Source organism: Mesorhizobium sp. M0522 (assembly GCF_040321085.1).
In the GTDB taxonomy this organism is placed as follows: domain Bacteria; phylum Pseudomonadota; class Alphaproteobacteria; order Rhizobiales; family Rhizobiaceae; genus Mesorhizobium.
In genome coordinates this window covers 49,272-67,606 of record NZ_JAMYQW010000014.1, presented here as the reverse complement: position 1 = coordinate 67,606, position 18,335 = coordinate 49,272, and the positions used below count along the sequence as shown (strand labels likewise).

Below are 18,335 nucleotides of genomic sequence, written 5' to 3'. Positions count from 1 at the left end.
TAGAGCACCGCCCGCTTACCGGAGTGTCGTCCATGGCCCTTACCAATGCTGGTAACGAGGCAGAACCTGTCGAACAATCCAGCCATTCTGAGGTCGAGCAGCACAGCACCAAGGTGCTGATGCTGGGCGCGCTCGGCGTGGTTTACGGCGATATCGGTACCAGCCCGATCTATGCATTTCGCGAGGCGTTGCATGCATCGGCCGGTGGCAACGTCGCCAACCGTGGCGACATCCTCGGCGTGTTGTCGCTGATCATCTGGTCCCTGACGATCACCGTCACCATCAAATACATCATGTTCGTGCTCCGCGCCGACAATCGAGGCGAGGGCGGGGTGCTGTCGCTGATGGCGCTGGCGCGCAACAGTTTCCCGACGCGCTCGGCGGTGATCCTCGGCATCGGCATCGTCGGCGCGGCGCTTTTTTTCGGCGACGCAGTCATTACGCCGGCGATCTCGGTGCTATCGGCGGTCGAAGGTATGAATGTCGTCACGCCGACATTCCAGCCCTATGTGGTGCCGCTGACACTGGCCATCCTGGCGATCCTGTTTGCGGTACAGCGATTCGGCACCGGCGGCGTAGGTTTGGTGTTCGGGCCAGTCACGGCTCTGTGGTTCCTGGCCATCGGCCTTTCCGGCATTAACCACATCATCGCCGATCCGGAAATCCTGCTGGCGATCAGCCCGCATTACATCGTGTCGTTCCTGGTCAACTCGCCCGATGTCGCCTTCGTCACGGTTGGTGCGGTCTTCCTCGCCGTCACCGGCGCCGAGGCGCTCTATGCCGACCTCGGCCATTTCGGCCGCAAGCCGATCGTACTCGCCTGGCTGGCAATCGTGTTCCCTTGTCTGTTGCTCAACTATGTCGGGCAAGGCGCCTTCGTGCTGGCAAATGGCGGCGTTGTCGGTCATCCATTCTTCGAGATGAACCAGGGCTGGACGCTTATTCCGATGGTCGTGCTGGCGACGGCGGCGACCGTCATCGCCAGCCAGGCGGTGATCTCCGGCGCTTTTTCGCTGACCAGACAGGCGGTGCAGCTCAATATGCTGCCGCGTTTCGTTATCCAGCATACGTCGGAAAAACAGTCGGGCCAGATCTATCTGCCGCGCATCAACCTGATGCTGGCGCTGGTGGTGATGTTGCTGGTGGTCGGCTTCGGCGAATCCAGCCGCCTGGCCTCGGCCTACGGTATTTCGGTGACCGGCAACATGCTAGTGACGAATGTGCTGCTTTTTGTTGTGATGACGCGCATCTGGAAATGGCCGCTCGGCGTCGCGATCGCCTTGATGGCCGTGTTCGCCTTCGTCGATACCGGCTTCTTTGCCGCCAACATAGTCAAGGTGTTTGAAGGTGGCTGGGCATCGCTTGCCATCGCCGCAGTTATCGTGATGACTATGTGGACCTGGATCCGCGGCAGCCGCTATTTGTTCGACAAGACGCGCCGGAACGAGATCCCGCTGGATTTCCTTGCCGGCAATCTGCTGAAGAAGAAACCGCATCTGGTGTCGGGCACCGCGGTGTTCCTGACCAGCGACCCGCTGAGCGCGCCGACGGCGCTGATGCACAGCCTGAAGCACTACAAGGTGCTGCACGAGCAGAACGTCATCCTTTCGGTGGTGACGGCACCGCAGCCGGTTGTGCCCGACAGCGAGCGCGTCAAGATGGAAATGGTCAACGAGCTGTTCATGCGGGTGACGCTGACCTTCGGCTACATGGAGCAGCCCAACATCCCGCGTGCGCTGGCGATCTGCCGCAAACAGGGCTGGAAGTTCGACATCATGACGACGTCCTTCTTCCTGTCGCGGCGCTCTCTCAAGGCCTCGCCCAATTCCGGCATGCCGGTCTGGCAGGACAAGCTGTTCATCGGGCTGGCGCGCACGGCGGCCGATGCGACGGAATATTTCCAGATCCCGACCGGACGGGTGGTCGAGATCGGGACGCAGGTGGCTATCTGAACAAATGGCCGTGCCCTTTGAGGGCACGGCCATTGTCAGGCTCAGCTCACCAGAGCCGCCTTGTTTGCTTCAAGAAATTGCTTCAGCGGCTGCGGCTTCCTGCCGGACAGCGTCTCGACCGCGTCGGTCACCATGCCGATCCGGCCGGAGCGGGTGTTGGTGTCGAAGGAAACGATGACGGGCGCAAACGCTTCGGGAACACCGGCCGCTGTCAGTCCCTCCCTGAGCGCTTGATCCGACAGCTGGACGACTTCGATCGGCTTGCCGGTGACCTCGGTGACGAGGGCCGCAATCTCGGCCATCGTGTGGGCCTTGGGGCCGGTCAGCGTGTATGTCGTGCTTTCGGTTGCGCTCGAAGCAAGGCCGGCGGCGATCGCGGCTGCCATATCGTCGCGCGCGCCATGGGCAATGCGGCCGTCTCCAGCGGATGTGTACCAGTGCCCCGAGGCGATGGCGTGCGGCAGCGCCATGAACAGGTTCTCCTGATACCAGCCGTTGCGGAAGATGGTGTAGGGGATACCGCTCGCCTTGATCGCCTGCTCGGTGCCGTGGTGATCGGGCGCAAACAGTACCGGCGATCCTGGCTCCGGATTGGGCATCGACGTGTAGAGCAGATGCGAAACGCCGGCGCTTTTTGCGGCGGCGACCGCGGTCTCATGTTGCTTCAGGCGCTTGCCGGGAAGGGCGAGTTCGTTCGTCGAAATGATCAGAACCCTGTCGGCGCCGGTGAATGCACTGGCCAGCGATGCGGTGTCGTCGAAGTCGGCCGCCCTGATGGTGACGCCGCGCGCTGCCAGATCGGCCAGATTTTCCGGATTGCGGGTGGCGGCGATGATGCGCGGAGGCGAGACCTTGAGCGTGTCAAGCAGATGATTGATGACGCCGCGGCCAAGCTGGCCGGAGGCGCCGGTGACGAGAAGGGTGTCGGTCATGAGATGTCCTGACGTTGCGCCGGAGCGGCGGGTGCATATGTTAGTCTCAAAAAGAGACCAGCTCTAAAATAGGAATTGACCCATCCTCGTAAAGAAGGCAGTTTTGCGGGAGGTAGGCACACCCAGGGAACCAGCCATGGACGGCAAGATCGTCAATCTGAGATCGAAGCTCGAGATATACAAAGCAGGCAGCGGTGGCGGAAACCTTGCGGATTGCCCGGTTCGCGATGTGATCCAGGGCATAAGCAATAAATGGAGTTCGCTGCTGATGGAGGCCTTGGCCGAGAAGCCGTACCGCTACGGCGAATTGCGGCGGCTGGTGCCCGATATTTCACAGCGCATGCTCACCCAGACGCTCCACGATCTGCAGCGCGACGGCTATGTGCATCGGCAGGTGTTTCCGACCAAACCGCCGAGCGTCGAATACAGCCTCACCGATCTCGGGCGCTCGATGTTTGGACCCTTGCATCAGCTGATCCAATGGGCCGAGCTCAACCACGGCGCTGTACGCGAGGCGCGGAAGATTTTCGATGCTGCCGAGGGCTGAGCCTCAAGGCCGAGACGGCGGCTTGATTTAGCGACAGCGCTGAAGGATTGTCCGGCCTGGGTTGGGTCGGGCAGATGGGCAATTCTCTGGACATCGCGATTGCCGGCGCCGGGCCGGCTGGACTTGCCGCCGCGCTCTATCTCACGCGCGCCGAACATAGGGTCACCATCTTCGAACGCTTCGACCAGCCAAAGCCGGTCGGGTCCGGGCTGATCCTGCAGCCGACCGGGCTGACGGTGCTTGCCGATCTCGGCCTGCTCGACGACATTCTGGCGCTGGGCAGCCGCATAGACCGCCTGCATGGTGCAGACGCCAGAACTGGCCGCACCGTGCTCGATGTCCGTTATGATGCCCAGCGCGGCGGTCGCTTCGGGCTGGCGGTGCACCGCGCGGCTCTGTTCGGCGTGCTTTTCCGCGCCGCCCGGCGCCAGGCGATCACCATCGAGACAGGTATCGAGCTCGAGACGCTGGAAACCGGCGAGCGGGCAACATTGATCTGCGGCAACGGACGACGGATAGGGTCGTTCGACCTGGTAGTGGATGCCAGCGGTTCACGCTCCAAACTGCGGCGGTGCGTGAACAATCCGGGCGAACCGCGATCGCTCGCCTATGGCACGTTCTGGGCATCGCTCGGCTGGCGCGGCGAGGGTTTCGACGAGCACGCGCTGCTGCAGCGCTACGACAGTGCGAGCGTGATGATCGGCGTGCTGCCAATCGGCCGGCCTGAGCCCGGTGCCCAGAAGATGGCGGCATTCTTCTGGAGCCTCAAGCCGGCGGATGCCGAGCACGTATGGGCGGCAGGTCTCGATGCATGGAAGGCGAGATTGGTCGGGCTGTGGCCTGAATGCGCGGCCTTCATCGACCAGATCGACAGTTTCGAGCAGCTTTCGCTGGCGCGCTATGGCCATCACACGATGAAGACGCCAGCCGGACGGCGATTGGCTGTTATCGGCGATGCGGCCCATTCAACGAGCCCGCAGCTCGGCCAGGGCGCGAACATGGCGCTGCTCGATGCAGCCGCGCTCAACTACGCACTCATAGGAACGGACCGTATCGATACTGCACTGGCGGCCTATGTCCGGACACGGCGATGGCATGTGCGGGTCTTCCAGGCGCTGTCGCTGGTGCTGACGCCGTTTTATCAATCGGATTCGATTGTGATGCCGTTCGTCCGCGACAGGCTGGTGGCGACGCTGGCAAAAGTCCCGCCGGCGCCGCAGTTTCTTGCTTCCATGGTTACAGGAACGGTGCTCAATCCATTCAAGCCGATAGGGCTTGCGGAAGCGCTGTCGCCGGATCGCCTTGGCGGCTGATTTCCGAAAGGTGCGAACCCTTAGCCTGCAAGAATGCATGGAGGCGTTGCGGATAATCGGGAGCGACCGCGCCCTTCACGGATGGGCGTTTGCGCAACGCCTCGCGCCACACCTGGACATGCGGTTTTCCGTCCAGGATGCCGAAATCGCCGATCCGGTCAAAGACCTCGAAATAACGGAAAATCGGGCCGTAGACCGCGTCGACCAGTGAAAAGCGCTCGCCGTCGAAGCATGGCCCAGCCGCGCCGTTCGCCAGTTCCTCTTCCAGGCGATCGAACATTGCTGCCAGAGCCCCGCGTTCGGCGATGAAGGCGGCTTCGGTGAGTGCTGAATAGAAGCGGCCGATGGCATTGAGGATTGCCGAGCCGAACTCGATCCAGGCGCGATGCCGGGCACGGGCATAGGGGTCGGTGGGATGCAGCGGATTGGGCTGGGTTTCCTCGAGGAATTCGAGGATGACGAGCGATTCGAAGATCACCGTTTCCTGGCCGTCATGCTCAACGCGGAGCAGCGGCACCTTGCCGAGCGGCGATGTCGCCTTGAACCAGGCAGGCTTGTTAGCGAGATCGACCGTGATGCGCTCGAATGGCACGTCCTTTTCGCGAAGTGAAATCGCCGCGCGCTGCACATAGGGACAAAGATGGTGGCTGACGAGGATGAGCTTGTCGATCATCTCACTCTCCCCAGACATAGTTCAATGCGCCGTCCTCGACGCGGGTGGAGAGGAACATCAGGCGGGAGCCCTTCGGCGCCGGGCCTTCGAGGCGACCACCGCTCGCCATGTCGAACGAGGCGCCGTGCCACTGGCAGACGAGCTTGCCGTCCTTGCAGCCGAGCGGGCCACCGAAATGCAGGCAGACGTTGGCGGCAGCGCGGATACGCTCGCCGCTGCGGTAGACATGGACCTCGCGGCCGAAAAACGGAGCGATGAGGCTGCCTTTTTCCGGAATGTCGGCGATCCTGCAGATTTCATGCTTCATCGGAATTGCCTCTCATGATTGATGCGATTGCATCTATATAGATGCATTTGCATCGATCGTCAAGCTTGATGCAATTGCATCTATCGCCTACGATGCAATCATGACCGGGATTCCTTCACCTCCAGCCATCAAGGCCTGGGCCCGCCTGATGCGGGTTTCGCGCCAGTTGTTGGAACGAGCCGAGGACGCGCTGAAGGACAGTGGCCTGCCGCCGCTTGCCTGGTACGACGTCCTGCATGAGCTTGCCGAGGCGGGCGAGGGCGGATTGCGGCCGTTCCAACTCACCGAGCGCACCCTGTTTGCGCAGTACAACATCTCCCGGCTGCTGGCGCGGCTCGAAGCCGACGGGCAGGTCGAGAAGCTTCCAGTTGCCGATGACGGCCGCGGGCAAACAGTCCGCGTCACAGACAAGGGACGCGAGACGCGCCGCCGCATGTGGGCTGTCTACGGCCGGTCGATCGCGGAGTTGGTCGGCTCCCGGCTTTCCAATGATGAGCTCGACGCGCTGTCAGCTCTGCTTGGGCGCCTGCGAGATCCGCCCGCCCTGGAGTGACACGCCTTCATGACGAAGATGGCACCGATTGGCGAGGTCAGGCACTGCCCAAGAGGAATGCCAACGTCGCCAGAACGCCAAGACCGACGCGGACCAGATGTAGATTGCCCCATTTGGCGATCAATGTCCGAGCTTCAGGATTGACGGAGTTCGCGTCCATCGCCTCCAGCAACCTATTTGCCGGCATCATCACCAGCAGCGTCCATGGCCAAGGCAGGATGATCAGCAAGGCACCGACCAGATAAGCGAGATTGCCGGTCAGCCACCAGGCGACGAGGCCCAGAATACAGGCGATGACGGCGATCGAGGCCTGCATGGCGGCGCCGCGCTTGTAGGAAGGCTGCCATTCCTGCAGCAATGCCTTGTCATCGAGGCGAAGCCGCGCCGGCTGCTCGGCGACGCTGACGTAGATAGCCGCGCCGGCGAACACTGCGGCAACGGTCAAGGCAAGCAATCCGGCGAGCATGATCCGTGTCTCCCGTGATGCCCCGCATGGAGCAAACAGAAATAAAGGGTTGCGTCGGGTCGGGCAATACGCCATAAAGCCGAACCGTAACGTACGGTACGCCATCGAGCTCGTATCTGAACTGCGGGTGAGTTTGCCTCCGGAGGAAAAACTGTGTTGCACGCTGTGACCGACATCGACACCAGCGAGGCGCTGACGGAGCGGCAGAAGGACGTGCTCGACGCCGCCCTTCGCCTGCTGGTCGAAGAGGGCGATCAGTTGACCATGACCGCCGTGGCGCGGCGGGCGAGCTGCTCGAAGGAGACGCTCTACAAATGGTTCGGCGATCGCGACGGGCTGTTGACGGCAACGGTACAATGGCAGGCGTCCAAGGTGCGGGTAGTGCCGGTCGACCGCAAGGGGCTCGACCTCCCTTCGCTGACGGCGAGCCTCGAACGCTTCGCTTCGGACTGGCTCAAGGTAATTTCGAGTGACACCTCGATCGCGCTGAACAGGGTGGCGGTCGGCCATGCTAGTTCGGGGAAGGACGATCTCGGCGTCATCGTGCTGGAGAACGGTCGATTTGCGCTGGCCAAGCGCCTCAAGCCGGTGCTGGAGGCCGGGAGACAGGCCGGGTTCCTTGAATTTTCGGACGCGGAGACGGCGTTCCGCACCTTTTTTGGGCTGGTCGCCCGTGACGTGCAGATCCGCTTGCTGCTTGGCGACCGGCTGGAATTGACTGATGTGGCGATCGGCGGCGACGCCGTCCGGGCGACGCAGCAGTTTCTCGCTCTTTTCGGGGCAAAAACCGGGCCGCAGGGCCCATAGAGCCGGATGATTTCAGGTCAAATCGACCTGAAATCTGAATCCGGCTCTACACTAAAAGATGGAGCATGATGTCGTCCGAAAACCGCTTCACACTTTTCGGCATCATGCTCTGGTTCAAAACGGGAAGGAAGAAAAATGCGTGTCTATTACGATCGCGACGCCGATCTCAACCTGATCAAGGGCAAGAAGGTCGCTATCATCGGCTATGGCAGCCAGGGAAGGGCGCATGCGCTCAACCTCAAGGATTCCGGCGTCAAGGACATCGCCATCGGCCTCAAGGCCGGCTCGGCGACCGCCAAGAAGGTCGAGGCCGACGGGCTCAAGGTGATGAGCGTAGCCGATGCCGCCAAATGGGCCGACCTGATGATGATGGCGACGCCGGATGAGCTGCAGGCCGACATCTACAAATCCGAGATCGCGCCAAACATCCGCGATGGCGCGGCAATCGCCTTCGCCCACGGCCTCAACGTGCATTTTGGCCTGATCGAGCCCAAAGCTTCGGTCGACGTCGTGATGATCGCGCCGAAGGGGCCTGGCCATACGGTGCGCGGCGAATACCAGAAGGGCGGTGGCGTGCCGTGCCTGGTCGCGGTCAACCAGGACGCTTCGGGCAATGCGCTCGACCTGGCGCTCTCCTACGCCTGCGGCGTTGGCGGCGGCCGCTCGGGCATTATCGAGACCAATTTCCGCGAGGAGTGCGAGACCGACCTGTTCGGCGAGCAGGTGGTGCTGTGCGGCGGCCTGGTCGAATTGATCCGCGCCGGCTTCGAGACACTGGTGGAAGCCGGCTACGCGCCGGAAATGGCCTATTTCGAGTGCCTGCACGAGGTCAAATTGATCGTCGACCTGATCTACGAAGGCGGCATCGCCAACATGAACTACTCGATCTCGAACACCGCCGAATGGGGCGAATATGTCTCGGGCCCGCGCATCATCACTGCCGAGACCAAGGCCGAGATGAAGCGCGTGCTGAAGGATATCCAGACCGGCAAGTTCACCTCGGAATGGATGCAGGAATACCGCGCCGGCATGTCGCGCTTCAAGGGCATCCGCCGCAACAACGACAGCCACCAGATCGAGGAAGTCGGCGCCAAGCTGCGCGCGATGATGCCGTGGATATCGAAGAACAAGCTGGTTGATAAGGCCAAGAACTGAAGGAAATCCACGTTCGTTTCGTTACCCGTACTCGGGCTTCGCCCTGCGGGCGCGTGGGAATTTCCATGAACAAGCTGGTCGACAAGGCCAAGAACCGATCGCAATTTCATTGCCGATCAAGAAAGGCCGGCGGAGCGATCCGCCGGCCTTTTCGCATCAAGATTGTGTGGTTTCTAGGCTTCTGGACAGGCGCACTATCCTCATCACCGTGATATGCCTGTGCGGGGCATGGCACAAAAGTGCCAAGGGGGTGAGAGTTGGAACTCAAATTTCTGTTGGTCGGGTTTGCCTGCGCGGTTGCCGGCATGCTGTCCCTCATCACCTTGCTGAAGTGGTGGGAGGTGAGGGCGGTCAGCCGCTGGTCTCCGACGCCGGGAAAGATCATCTCGTCGCGGGTCGAGGCTCGCGAGGTGACCAGTTCGGGATCCGGTTCGGACAGCAGAGGGTCGACCGAAATCCGCAACTTCCCGGCAATCACCTTCGAATACAAGGTGAACGGCAAGACATTTCGCAGTTCGCACTACAGCGTGCAGGAGAACCTTGGAAACTTTGCCGTGGCGGAAACCCTTGCGAAATTTCCAAACGGGGCCGGCGTAACCGTCTTCTACAATCCGGCCGATCCAGCCAAGGCCGTGATCGAACGCACCATGCCCGACGGCTCCTTCAAGTTCATGGTCCAGCTTTCGGCCGGGCTGGTGGTCGGCGCGCTTGTATTGGTCTTCTCCGTCGGCGGCGTCCTCGAAGCGATCCGGCCGTTTTTGCCCAGGCCGCAGAACCTCGGCGCCGCTGCCCTGCTGCTTTTCATGGGATTATTTGTCCTGCGCATGGGCTTTGCCCAGAAGTCACTTGCGGAACAGGCGGCCAAATGGCCGATCACGGCAGGACGCATCGACGCCTCGGGCCTGCAGAAATTCGAGACCCGCGACAGGTCCGGAGGCGGCTATCGGCCCTGGCGAACAGTCTTCAAATCCCGCATCGTCTACAGCTATAGCGTCGCCGGCCAGCGCTACGCCGCCGATCGCATCGCTTTCGGCGCAAACGTGACGGCTTCGCTGCCGAGCCTCGTCAGCGGTCGATCGCAGCGCTACCTCCAGGGCGACAAGGTCGAGGTCCACTACGACCCCGACAACCCAGTTGCAGCGGTTCTCGAATGCAGGGTGAGCGGGCTTTGGCTCCTGTGGGTCTGCGCCGTTGGCTTGATAGGCGGAGCCGCGCTGCTTGTCGGGGTGATCTAATGCTGAAGCTGCCGTCCTAGACGCTGTAGATCCAGAGAAAGAGGACACTTGTCGTCAGCACCTGACAAGAACTCCGCTGTCGAAGCCCGGCCATGTCAGTCTCAACGTCGCCCCGTCGACCACAATATGGATGACACGGGAGAACGGCTCTTCGGCCGACGGGTCGGATCCGTAACATTGGCTGGCCCGCGCCACCCAGCCCGTGGGCGTCTTGAGGAACGTTGCGTGTTCGCAGCCGAGAGCAGGGACCGACAGCGCGTCGCGGTATAATGTGTAGACAGTCTGGCGTTGAACATCCGCAACGGCGGTACAGTTCGATCTGTTCCCGGACCATATGCCCACATACTGTTCCGCGGCAAAGGCGCTGCCGCACGAAAATGTTAAGATCGAAATGAGCATCAAGAGATTTCGCATCATCGTTTCTTCTTTTCGACGTGGCCTTGGGCCATGCTAAAGCATCGGTGCTCAGACTTCACAATGATGCTGCTCCAAGGGACTTAAATGATCATCCACAAAGCAGCAGCTATTTTTCTGAGCATGCTGAGCCTGTTGCAAGCAGCGAACGCAACAGAATGTTCGCTCAGCCATGCGACCTATCGCGAGCCGCGTTCGGGAGCGACGATACAGTTCCGGCCAACCAACAACGAGCCGGCCGCGCTGACGACCGAGGTCTTTTCGTTGATCGTGCCCAACACCGACATTCGTCTGCCGTCGGACATTACCTGGACCAATGGCAAGTACTCGTTTCCTGTGGGCACGATCCGGCACACCTGCACCGACGACGATCGTGAGGCTGGTCTCGAGGACGGCACCGGGCTGTGCAGAGTGTGGGATGGGCAGGTCTATGCGTTCAATGCAGGCGGTGCCGAGCAGTTGAGTTCCCGCGAAGCCTCGCCGGCGCCGGCAGGGTTGCTGTTGCCTGACTTCGGCGCGATTTTTACCGAATGGCCCGATTTCGCCAAAGCCAATCCCGATGGTTCAGCCTGGGACGCCTTTAGCTTGACGGGTTGTAGCGATGAATAGCAAGAGACTGCCGGCCTGCATCTTCGCCCTGCCGGTCCTTATGGCCATGGCAACCGGCGCTCGTGCCGACCAAAGCAAGCCGTCGCGTCCGCCTGTCGACAAATGCGCTTGGGAACGGCTGGCGGACAAGGATGTCGGGCTGGCTGCCTGGGTGCAGCGCTGCGATTTCGGTTTTCGCCGGATTCATTTCGAGCTTGGCGGCAATGCTCTTGCCATCAAATACAGCGACGGCGGGCCGGCCGATCCCGTCGTCGAAGTCTTCGATATGCTGCCGGGCGAGGCCGCTGACGCTGCGTTGCAGCGCATTTTTACGCAGAAGACCGAGAAAGCCATCAGCACACGTTGCGTGCTCATGCCTTACACCGAAGGGGTCGCGCCCACGCGCACCCTGCGGTATGTCTTCAGTCCCGATGCCGTTTATCTCAGTGAATTGAAAGCCGTTGCCGACCCTGACGAGGTCGGCGAACCGCCTTGCGGCGAATGGGGCGAAGCCCCGGACGGCATTCAGTATTTCGAGGTGCAATCACCCGAACTGCGAAAGCTTCTATTCGTTCGCGTCGGCCAGGATGAGCCGCTGTTTGACGAGCAGACACTGCGAGTCCTGCCACCCGGATAGCGCCGGGATCTCAGCCGTAGTGCCAGCTGGGCTTTGGTTCGGTGCCGGTGAACATCACCCCAATTCGGTCCTCGCGGCGCCAGCGAACCACCGCCTTGTAGGCAATGCCGTCGGTCGGAACATAGAGCAGGAACTCATCGGGCACGCGCGCGTCGATCGAGACCTTTAATTCGGCACCGCCCGCATGCATGTTGCGCAGTGTGCATGTGACCTCGGAGTTGGTCATGCCGGTCAGGATCGCCGCGCCCTTCAAGACGCGCTGCCGGTGTTTGTCCCTCTGTTCGTCCTCGGCCATCGCACGCAATCCAGCCATCTTCGCGTCTCGGGCGTTCTGATCGGGAGGATTATTAGACCTGCCTGATAAAAATAACGTTATCACCAGTGGAGGCTGGCGATTTTTCGCGGTTGCTGGCCGTAAGAAAAAATCGGCGCCGCAACGCGCGGCGCCAGACGATATTATTACCGGCCTGCTCAGCTATAGGGCGAGTAGCATTGCTGGCGCGGCCCGTTATAGGGCTGGAACGTGTTGTCCCAGGCGCGGTACGACCGGTAGCGATTGTAGCACCATTGGACATGCGCGCTGGAAAGCCGCTGTGTCCGGTAGTAGCGCCGCGGTGCGGGCGCATCGTAGTAGTTGTAATTGTTGTATAGGCTGCCGAGGCCAAACCCCAGGCCCAGCCCAAGAATCGCGGCGCCGGCACCATCATCGTAGTAACCGCCGCGGTAATGGCGGCGGTGATGGCGCCAACGCCAGTTGTCATTCCAGTCGCCATTGTCCCAGTGTCTCGAGAAATGACGGCCGCGGAAATTGTTGGACCGCCATCTCCAACCATCGTCGCCGCGCCATTGCCGAACGCCGTGATTGCGCCAACGCCAGATCTGCCTGTCATTGCCGCCTGCCCAATCTTCACGAATTTGCACGATGTCGGCGGCATTGCCCGCCACCGGCAGCAGGGGTTTGGGCATCGGCCCGGCAAGCGAGGGGGCCGAGAGGCCGGCGATCAGACCGAGGGCCATCAGCCCGGATCTGACAGAAGATAAAAAGAGCGGTTTCATCGCACTCTCCGAAGATTCAGGCCCCACGCCCAGAATACCCCGGGGAAGGGCCTATTGATGGAACTTTCCATCTGAACGGAAGATGAACAAAAAGGTTCCGTCAACCATAACGAGCGCGCGATCAATCAGAGCCGCCTGATTTCTGCGCCCTTGTTTTCGGGCGCGCTTGCGGGCAAAGGTCAAAGCCATGTCGCTGCGCCTTGCCACCTTCAACGTCGAAAACCTGATGAACAGGTTTGATTATTCCGGATACCGCAATCAGCTCAACGAAGATCGCACGCTGGCGCTTTTCGACATCCAGAGCGAGGCCGAATACAAGATGCTCGAGCAGGCGCGGGCCATCGCCCAATCCGACGACACGCGGCAGTTGACGGCGCTGGCGATCGCGGCCACCCGCGCCGACATCATCTGCATGCAGGAGGTCGACAATATCGAGGCGCTGAGGGCCTTCGAATATGGCTATCTGTTCAAGATGGTGGGGCAAGGCTACCGGCAGAAATACACCACCGCCGGCAATGATTCGCGCGGCATCGACGTCGCCGTGATGATGCGCAACGAGACCGCGCAGGGCCAGCCGATCGAATTCGTGCGCATGACCAGCTACGCCTATGTCACGTTCGAGCAATTCGGGCTGCACACGGCGGAATTGGCAGCGCTTGGTCACCAGGCCAATGAACGCATCTTCCGGCGCGACTGCCTGGAAATCGATCTGACGGTGGCTGGCGCGCCGTTGACGCTGTATCTCGTGCATTTCAAGTCGATGGGCTCGCCCCGTAACGGCCTCGACGGCCGCGAGGCGACAATGCCGCTGCGCATCGCCGAGGCGCAAGCGGTGCGCCGGATCATCGAGGAGCGCTTCGGCAAGGACCATGCCGCCGACAAGCGCTGGGCAATCTGCGGCGATATGAACGACTACCGGCAGCGCGTGAAGATTACCGGCGATGCCGTCGACGGCTACCGTTTCGAGGTCATCGACGAGAGCCGGTCCTGCATCGATGTGCTCACTGCCGGCGGTTTTTGCGAAAACGCGGTCGAGCGGCGGCCGGAAATGGACCGCTGGACTTTCTATCACACGCGCGGACCGGAAGAGCGGCATCTCTGCCAGCTCGACTACATCCTTTTGTCGAGGGCGCTAGCCAGGCAGAACGCCACCGCCGTTCCCGATATCATCCGTAACGGGCAGCCTTGGCGCACCATATTTCCGGCGGGCCAGGAGGTCGAGCGCTACCCACGTGCCGGGTGGGACCGGCCGAAGGCATCCGACCATTGCCCGGTAGCAATTGCCCTCGACATGGTGTGAGACAGGCGTGAGTTTCGATCTGCCGCGCAACGTCATCCTGCCGGTCGATGCCATCGACGTCAGGCTCGATTCCGGCCCGCATCCGTTCGAGCGCGATCATGCCGACGCGATCGCCGAGAACTGGCGGCGTGAGACCGCAGCCAAGCCGGCGCTTTTCGACGGCATCGTGGTGCTGCTTTCCGCTCTCAGCTATCGCGACAATCGCCTAGTCGGCCGTTGCCATGCGGTGCGTTATTCGACCTTCATGCTTTGGCGCAGCAATCGACAGGTGCCTGGCGCCGAACATGCCTACGCCCACGCCATGCTGGTCGCCGGCGACAACGCGTTGGTGGCGATCCGCATGGCGCCGCATACGGTCAATGCCGGGCGCGTCTACTTCGCCGCCGGTTCGTTCGAGCCAACCGATTTCCGCGACGGCCTTGTCGACGTCGACTTCAACATGATCCGCGAGGTGCGTGAAGAGACCGGCCTCGAACTATCAGGCGCGACACGCGGCAAGCGCCATTACGCCCTGTCGACGGCAAGCGGCACGGTGATCTTTCGCCGCTACCGCGAGACGGCGTCCGCCGACGACCTGGCACAGCGGATCAGCGCTTTCGTCGCGGCCGAGTCAGAGCCTGAAATCGAAGGCCCCGTCATCATCCGCAATGCAGCCGACCTGCCGGACGGGTTGATGCCGCATATGAGACCGCTGATCGAATGGCACTTTGCGAGCGAGCAAGGTTTCCAACTCTAACGTCGTAGCCTACCTTCAATAGCCTTGCGGTCGTTGCGGGCGGCAACAAAATACAACAGCACGCCGAGACCCAGGAGCGCGCCCATCGTCGTTCCCATCGTCTGCCCAATTACCTGCTGGAAGTCAGCGGTGACGCGATCGGGATTCTCCATCCCATAAAGGATCAAATTCCACCAAAGCCCTGCCAAGGCGGCTTCGACGATCACAATCGCCAGAGCCAGTCGCGCTTTCTTGCTCATCCATTGTTCCCCCTTAGTCCCCAACAGCATTGTTATCATTGCAGAATGTGCTGCGACAAGGGCAGGTTGCATAAAAAATTGGCAGCGTCTGGAGGCGACACTTGCTGCAATGCCTATTCATGCCTCAGCGCGTCGATCGGGTTAAGCCGCGCGCCGCGCAGCGCCGGGAAGAAGCCGAACACCATGCCGATCAGCGCGGAAAAGCCGACGGCAAGCAGGATGACCGCCGGGCTCGGCGCAAACGGGATCGTCAGCGTCACCGAGGCGAGGCCGGCCAGCGCCAGGCCGATCAGGATGCCGATGATGCCGCCAAGCAGCGACAGCACGGTTGCCTCGACCAGGAACTGGATGAGGATGTGCTTTTCGTGGGCGCCGATGGCGAGCCTGATGCCGATCTCGCGCGTGCGCTCGGTTACCGACACCAGCATGATGTTCATAATGCCGATGCCGCCGACGAGCAGGCTGACGCCGGCGACGGCGCCGAGCATGCCAGTCATGGTGGTGGTGGCGCTGGCCATGGCATCGGCGATCTGGGTCATGTCGCGGATCGAGAAATCATCGTCACGGTCGGGCGTGATGCGGCGTGTGTCGCGCAAGATGTCCTCGACGCGCTGCTGCAGCACCGTGGTTGGCGTACCGTCGTCGGCGGCGACATAGATCGATTCGATGTCGCGATTGCCGGCAATGCGACGCTGATAGGCGGCGAGCGGCATCAGCACGACATTGTCTTGGTCCTGGCCGAAACCGGTATAGCCCTTCGGTTCGAGCAGGCCGATGATCTTGCAGGAGGTGCGGTTGACGCGGATGATCTCGCCTTCGGGGTCGCCGGCACCGAAGAACTGCTGGCGCACCGTCTCGCCGATGAGGCAGACGCCGGTGCCCGAGCGGGTTTCCGAATCACTGAAGGGGCGGCCCGAAACCAGCTTCCAGTCGCGGGCATCGAGATAGGCGCTGTCGGTTCCGGTGACGCCCGAGGTCAGGCTTTCGGTGCCGAAAATGACGCGCACCTGCTTTTGCGACGCCGGCGAGATGGCGCGCGAGCCGTCCAGATGCGCGGCAAGCGCTGCAAGATCTTTGTCGCCCAGCGGTCGGACGACCTGATCGAGCCCTCCAGGTCCGCCAGGCCCGGCCGGACGGCCGGAACGGATGACGAGCAGATTGCTGCCGAGCTTGGAAATATCGGACTTGACCTTTTCGGTGGTGCCCGAGCCGATGGTCAGCATGGCGATGACGGCGGCAACGCCGATGACGATGCCGAGCAGCGTCAGGAACGAGCGCAGCACGTTGCGGCGGATGGAGCGGAGCGAGAGGCGAACGGTTTCCCAGATCATGGCTAGGCCATCTCGAGATTGGCTGTGTCCAAGGCGACATGGCCATCGAGGAAACGGATCGTGCGCTGGGCATAGCCGGCAACGTCGGCTTCGTGCGTGACCATGGCGATCGTCAAGCCGAGTTCGGTATTCAATTGCGTCAGGAGTTCCATGATCTCGTGCGTGCGTGCGGTGTCGAGATTGCCGGTCGGCTCGTCGGCAACGAGCAGCGTCGGCCTGGTGACGATGGCGCGGGCGATCGCCACGCGCTGCTGCTGGCCGCCGGACAGCTCGGCTGGCGTATGATGCTCGCGGCCGACAAGGCCGACCTCGGCAAGCGCCTGCATGGCAAGGCCGCGACGCTCGCGGGCACCAACGCCGCGGTAGATCAGCGGCAGTTCGACATTCTCCGCCGCCGTAGTGCGCGGCAAGAGATTATAGCCCTGGAAGACGAAGCCCACATAGAGATTGCGCAGCTGAGCACGGCGGTTGCGGTCGAGACGGCCGGCATCGATGCCTTCGAAGCTGTAGGTCCCAGCAGTCGGCGTGTCGAGGCAGCCAATGATGTTCATGGCCGTAGATTTGCCCGAACCGGACGGGCCCATGATGGCGACGAATTCGCCGCGCCTGATGGCGAGGTCGACGCCGGCCAGCGCGTGCACCCGGGCTTCGCCCTGGCCATAGCTTTTCCAGACCTTGTCGAAGCCGATGAGGGTCGCGCCCGATGCCACGATCAGCTCCGCTGCTGCGAGGCGGTAATGACTTGCGCGCCTTCCTCCAGGCCGGAAACGATTTCGGTCAGTTCGCCATCTGTCGAGCCGACCCTGACGTTGACCGGATGCGGCCGGCCATTCTCCAGCACGTAGAGCGTGCGCGAGCCGTCGATGGGCTTCGTCGCCGCCTGCCGCTGGCGGTTGCCGCCCGGGCGCCCCATGCGGCCGGTGAACAGGTCGGTGAGGCTCCAGCCGCGGTCCGCCGTCTGCGCCGGCCGGTAGCGGAAGGCGATCGATGGCACGGTGAGCACGTTTTTGGCCTGCTTGGTGACGACCGAGACGGTGGCAGTCATGCCGGGCCGTAACAGAAGCTCGCTATTGTCGACATCCAGCCTTGCATCGTAAGTGACGACGCCGTCGGTGGTGACCGAGGCATAGGAAATGTCCCGGATCTCGGCGTCGAATGGCCGTTCAGGAAAAGCGTCGACGGTGAAGCGCGCATGCTGGCCAGGTTTTACTGCGCCGATATCGGCCTCGTCGACCGCAGCTTTCAGTTCCATGTTCTTCAAATCCGCGGCGATGACGAACAGCACCGGCGCCTGCAGCGAGGAGGCGACCGTCTGGCCGGGGTCGACCGAGCGCGTCAATATGATGCCATCGATCGGAGCGTAGATGGTACTCTTGGCAAGATCCGTCTGCTGCGCCTTGAGATCGGCATTGGCCATGGCGAGGTTGGCTTTGGCGATATCAAGCGCCGCCTTCGAGCGGTCGCGGGTGGCGGTTGCCGCTTCAAGCGACTGGTCCGTCGCCATGCCGCGCTTGGTCAGTTGTACCGCGCGCACCAGGCCCTTTTCGTTTTCGGCCACGGTCACGGTGGCGTCCTCGACGCTCGCCGCCGCTGCCTTGGCCGAGGCCTGGGCGCGCTCGATCTGCACCTCCAGCTTTGCGGTGTCGAGCGCGGCCAGCACATCGCCCTTCTTCACCAGATGGTTCTCGTTGACTGAAACCGAGCGGACGACGCCGGAGAGTTCGCTGGAAATATCGACCTGGGTGAGAGGCTGCAGCGTGCCGGTAGCCGAAACCGCGACGGTAAGGTCGGCCATGGCGGCCAGTGTCGTGGTATACTCGATCTTGGCGGGCGAGCCCGCATACCACTGGTAGCCGACGACACTCGCGGCGACGGCAAGCAGTGCGAACACTGCGTAAAGCCAACCGCGACGGCGTTTTGTCTTCAGGCCCTGGTGGTCGAGCCCGAGCGCCGTCTCGATGGCGGAAGCGGATTCCGTCTTTGGCAGATTGACAATCTGGTCCACGCCGGACCCCTATGTTCAGTGATATCCCATCGGTGCACAAATCAGGCCTTATGGTTCAAAATTCAAATTAAATTTCGCTCATGTTTGGA

22 protein-coding genes are annotated in these 18,335 nt (G+C 61.9%); 11 read left to right on the top strand and 11 right to left on the bottom strand.

Annotated elements, in window-relative coordinates:
• Window positions 1-32 precede the first annotated feature (32 nt).
• On the top strand, window positions 33-1,952 hold the full coding sequence (locus NKI58_RS17105; RefSeq protein ID WP_352450049.1) for a potassium transporter Kup: 1,920 nt from the start codon (window positions 33-35) through the stop codon (window positions 1,950-1,952).
• A 41-nt stretch (window positions 1,953-1,993) separates the two neighbouring features.
• On the opposite strand, the gene NKI58_RS17100 is transcribed toward NKI58_RS17105, so the two are convergent.
• Complete coding sequence (locus NKI58_RS17100; protein WP_352786715.1) at window positions 1,994-2,884, bottom strand: SDR family oxidoreductase; 891 nt, start codon at window positions 2,882-2,884, stop codon at window positions 1,994-1,996.
• 136 nt (window positions 2,885-3,020) lie between these two features.
• Here NKI58_RS17100 and NKI58_RS17095 point away from each other — a divergent pair, with 136 nt between their 5' ends.
• Together NKI58_RS17095 and NKI58_RS17090 are read left to right on the top strand one after the other, a co-directional pair.
• Entirely contained in the window at window positions 3,021-3,431 is a 411-nt protein-coding gene (locus tag NKI58_RS17095; RefSeq protein WP_352786714.1) for a winged helix-turn-helix transcriptional regulator, read from the top strand.
• A gap of 74 nt (window positions 3,432-3,505) precedes the next feature.
• The gene (locus tag NKI58_RS17090; RefSeq protein ID WP_352786713.1) at window positions 3,506-4,744 is read left to right on the top strand and encodes an FAD-dependent oxidoreductase; all 1,239 of its coding nucleotides are present in this window, start codon (window positions 3,506-3,508) and stop codon (window positions 4,742-4,744) included.
• Here the strand turns inward: NKI58_RS17090 and NKI58_RS17085 are convergent.
• A complete protein-coding gene (locus NKI58_RS17085) occupies window positions 4,692-5,417 on the bottom strand; it encodes a glutathione S-transferase family protein (protein WP_352786712.1) in 726 nt (241 codons plus the stop codon). The genes NKI58_RS17090 and NKI58_RS17085 overlap by 53 nt on opposite strands.
• A gap of 1 nt (window position 5,418) precedes the next feature.
• A complete protein-coding gene (locus NKI58_RS17080) occupies window positions 5,419-5,724 on the bottom strand; it encodes a Rieske (2Fe-2S) protein (protein WP_023676666.1) in 306 nt (101 codons plus the stop codon).
• Between the two features lie 100 nt (window positions 5,725-5,824).
• Here NKI58_RS17080 and NKI58_RS17075 point away from each other — a divergent pair, with 100 nt between their 5' ends.
• A complete protein-coding gene (locus tag NKI58_RS17075; RefSeq protein ID WP_023676665.1) occupies window positions 5,825-6,277 on the top strand; it encodes a MarR family winged helix-turn-helix transcriptional regulator in 453 nt (150 codons plus the stop codon).
• Between the two features lie 37 nt (window positions 6,278-6,314).
• Here NKI58_RS17075 and NKI58_RS17070 read toward each other — a convergent pair whose 3' ends face one another.
• Complete coding sequence (locus tag NKI58_RS17070) at window positions 6,315-6,743, bottom strand: anthrone oxygenase family protein (RefSeq protein ID WP_023676664.1); 429 nt, start codon at window positions 6,741-6,743, stop codon at window positions 6,315-6,317.
• Window positions 6,744-6,896: 153 nt separating this feature from the next.
• Here NKI58_RS17070 and NKI58_RS17065 point away from each other — a divergent pair, with 153 nt between their 5' ends.
• The 5 genes from NKI58_RS17065 to NKI58_RS17045 all read left to right on the top strand — a co-directional run bounded on the left by NKI58_RS17065 (window position 6,897) and on the right by NKI58_RS17045 (window position 11,579).
• The gene (locus tag NKI58_RS17065; protein WP_023676663.1) at window positions 6,897-7,550 is read left to right on the top strand and encodes a TetR/AcrR family transcriptional regulator; all 654 of its coding nucleotides are present in this window, start codon (window positions 6,897-6,899) and stop codon (window positions 7,548-7,550) included.
• 135 nt (window positions 7,551-7,685) lie between these two features.
• Complete coding sequence (gene ilvC / locus NKI58_RS17060) at window positions 7,686-8,705, top strand: ketol-acid reductoisomerase (RefSeq protein ID WP_023676662.1); 1,020 nt, start codon at window positions 7,686-7,688, stop codon at window positions 8,703-8,705.
• A 257-nt stretch (window positions 8,706-8,962) separates the two neighbouring features.
• Complete coding sequence (locus NKI58_RS17055; RefSeq protein ID WP_352570414.1) at window positions 8,963-9,940, top strand: DUF3592 domain-containing protein; 978 nt, start codon at window positions 8,963-8,965, stop codon at window positions 9,938-9,940.
• A gap of 501 nt (window positions 9,941-10,441) precedes the next feature.
• Complete coding sequence (locus tag NKI58_RS17050; protein WP_023676659.1) at window positions 10,442-10,963, top strand: hypothetical protein; 522 nt, start codon at window positions 10,442-10,444, stop codon at window positions 10,961-10,963.
• Window positions 10,956-11,579 carry a hypothetical protein gene (locus NKI58_RS17045; protein WP_352570413.1) on the top strand — a complete coding sequence of 208 codons (624 nt, stop codon included), beginning with the start codon at window positions 10,956-10,958 and terminating at the stop codon, window positions 11,577-11,579. The genes NKI58_RS17050 and NKI58_RS17045 overlap by 8 nt, the downstream gene beginning before the upstream one ends.
• Window positions 11,580-11,589: 10 nt before the next feature.
• Here NKI58_RS17045 and NKI58_RS17040 read toward each other — a convergent pair whose 3' ends face one another.
• The 3 genes from NKI58_RS17040 to NKI58_RS17030 form a co-directional block, all read right to left on the bottom strand.
• A complete protein-coding gene (locus tag NKI58_RS17040; protein ID WP_352570507.1) occupies window positions 11,590-11,874 on the bottom strand; it encodes a PilZ domain-containing protein in 285 nt (94 codons plus the stop codon).
• A gap of 176 nt (window positions 11,875-12,050) precedes the next feature.
• Complete coding sequence (locus NKI58_RS17035; RefSeq protein ID WP_352786710.1) at window positions 12,051-12,635, bottom strand: BA14K family protein; 585 nt, start codon at window positions 12,633-12,635, stop codon at window positions 12,051-12,053.
• A 51-nt stretch (window positions 12,636-12,686) separates the two neighbouring features.
• Window positions 12,687-12,824 carry a hypothetical protein gene (locus NKI58_RS17030; RefSeq protein ID WP_352570411.1) on the bottom strand — a complete coding sequence of 46 codons (138 nt, stop codon included), beginning with the start codon at window positions 12,822-12,824 and terminating at the stop codon, window positions 12,687-12,689.
• Between NKI58_RS17030 and NKI58_RS17025 the strand changes: the two genes are divergently transcribed.
• Both NKI58_RS17025 and NKI58_RS17020 read left to right on the top strand, forming a co-directional pair.
• Window positions 12,823-13,935: an endonuclease/exonuclease/phosphatase family protein gene (locus NKI58_RS17025; RefSeq protein ID WP_352786709.1), complete on the top strand. Its 1,113-nt coding sequence runs from the start codon at window positions 12,823-12,825 to the stop codon at window positions 13,933-13,935. The genes NKI58_RS17030 and NKI58_RS17025 overlap by 2 nt on opposite strands.
• A gap of 7 nt (window positions 13,936-13,942) precedes the next feature.
• Window positions 13,943-14,671, top strand: a complete 729-nt coding sequence (locus tag NKI58_RS17020) for a hypothetical protein (RefSeq protein ID WP_352786708.1) — start codon at window positions 13,943-13,945, stop codon at window positions 14,669-14,671.
• Here the strand turns inward: NKI58_RS17020 and NKI58_RS17015 are convergent.
• From NKI58_RS17015 to NKI58_RS17000, 4 genes are all read right to left on the bottom strand, one after another.
• A complete protein-coding gene (locus NKI58_RS17015) occupies window positions 14,668-14,910 on the bottom strand; it encodes a hypothetical protein (RefSeq protein WP_023676653.1) in 243 nt (80 codons plus the stop codon). The two genes, NKI58_RS17020 and NKI58_RS17015, sit on opposite strands and share 4 nt — an antisense overlap.
• Before the next feature lie 113 nt (window positions 14,911-15,023).
• On the bottom strand, window positions 15,024-16,241 hold the full coding sequence (locus NKI58_RS17010) for an ABC transporter permease (protein WP_023676652.1): 1,218 nt from the start codon (window positions 16,239-16,241) through the stop codon (window positions 15,024-15,026).
• Window positions 16,242-16,243: 2 nt separating this feature from the next.
• On the bottom strand, window positions 16,244-16,951 hold the full coding sequence (locus NKI58_RS17005; protein ID WP_031211754.1) for an ABC transporter ATP-binding protein: 708 nt from the start codon (window positions 16,949-16,951) through the stop codon (window positions 16,244-16,246).
• Between the two features lie 2 nt (window positions 16,952-16,953).
• Window positions 16,954-18,246, bottom strand: a complete 1,293-nt coding sequence (locus tag NKI58_RS17000) for an efflux RND transporter periplasmic adaptor subunit (protein ID WP_023676650.1) — start codon at window positions 18,244-18,246, stop codon at window positions 16,954-16,956.
• Window positions 18,247-18,335: the final 89 nt, after the last annotated feature.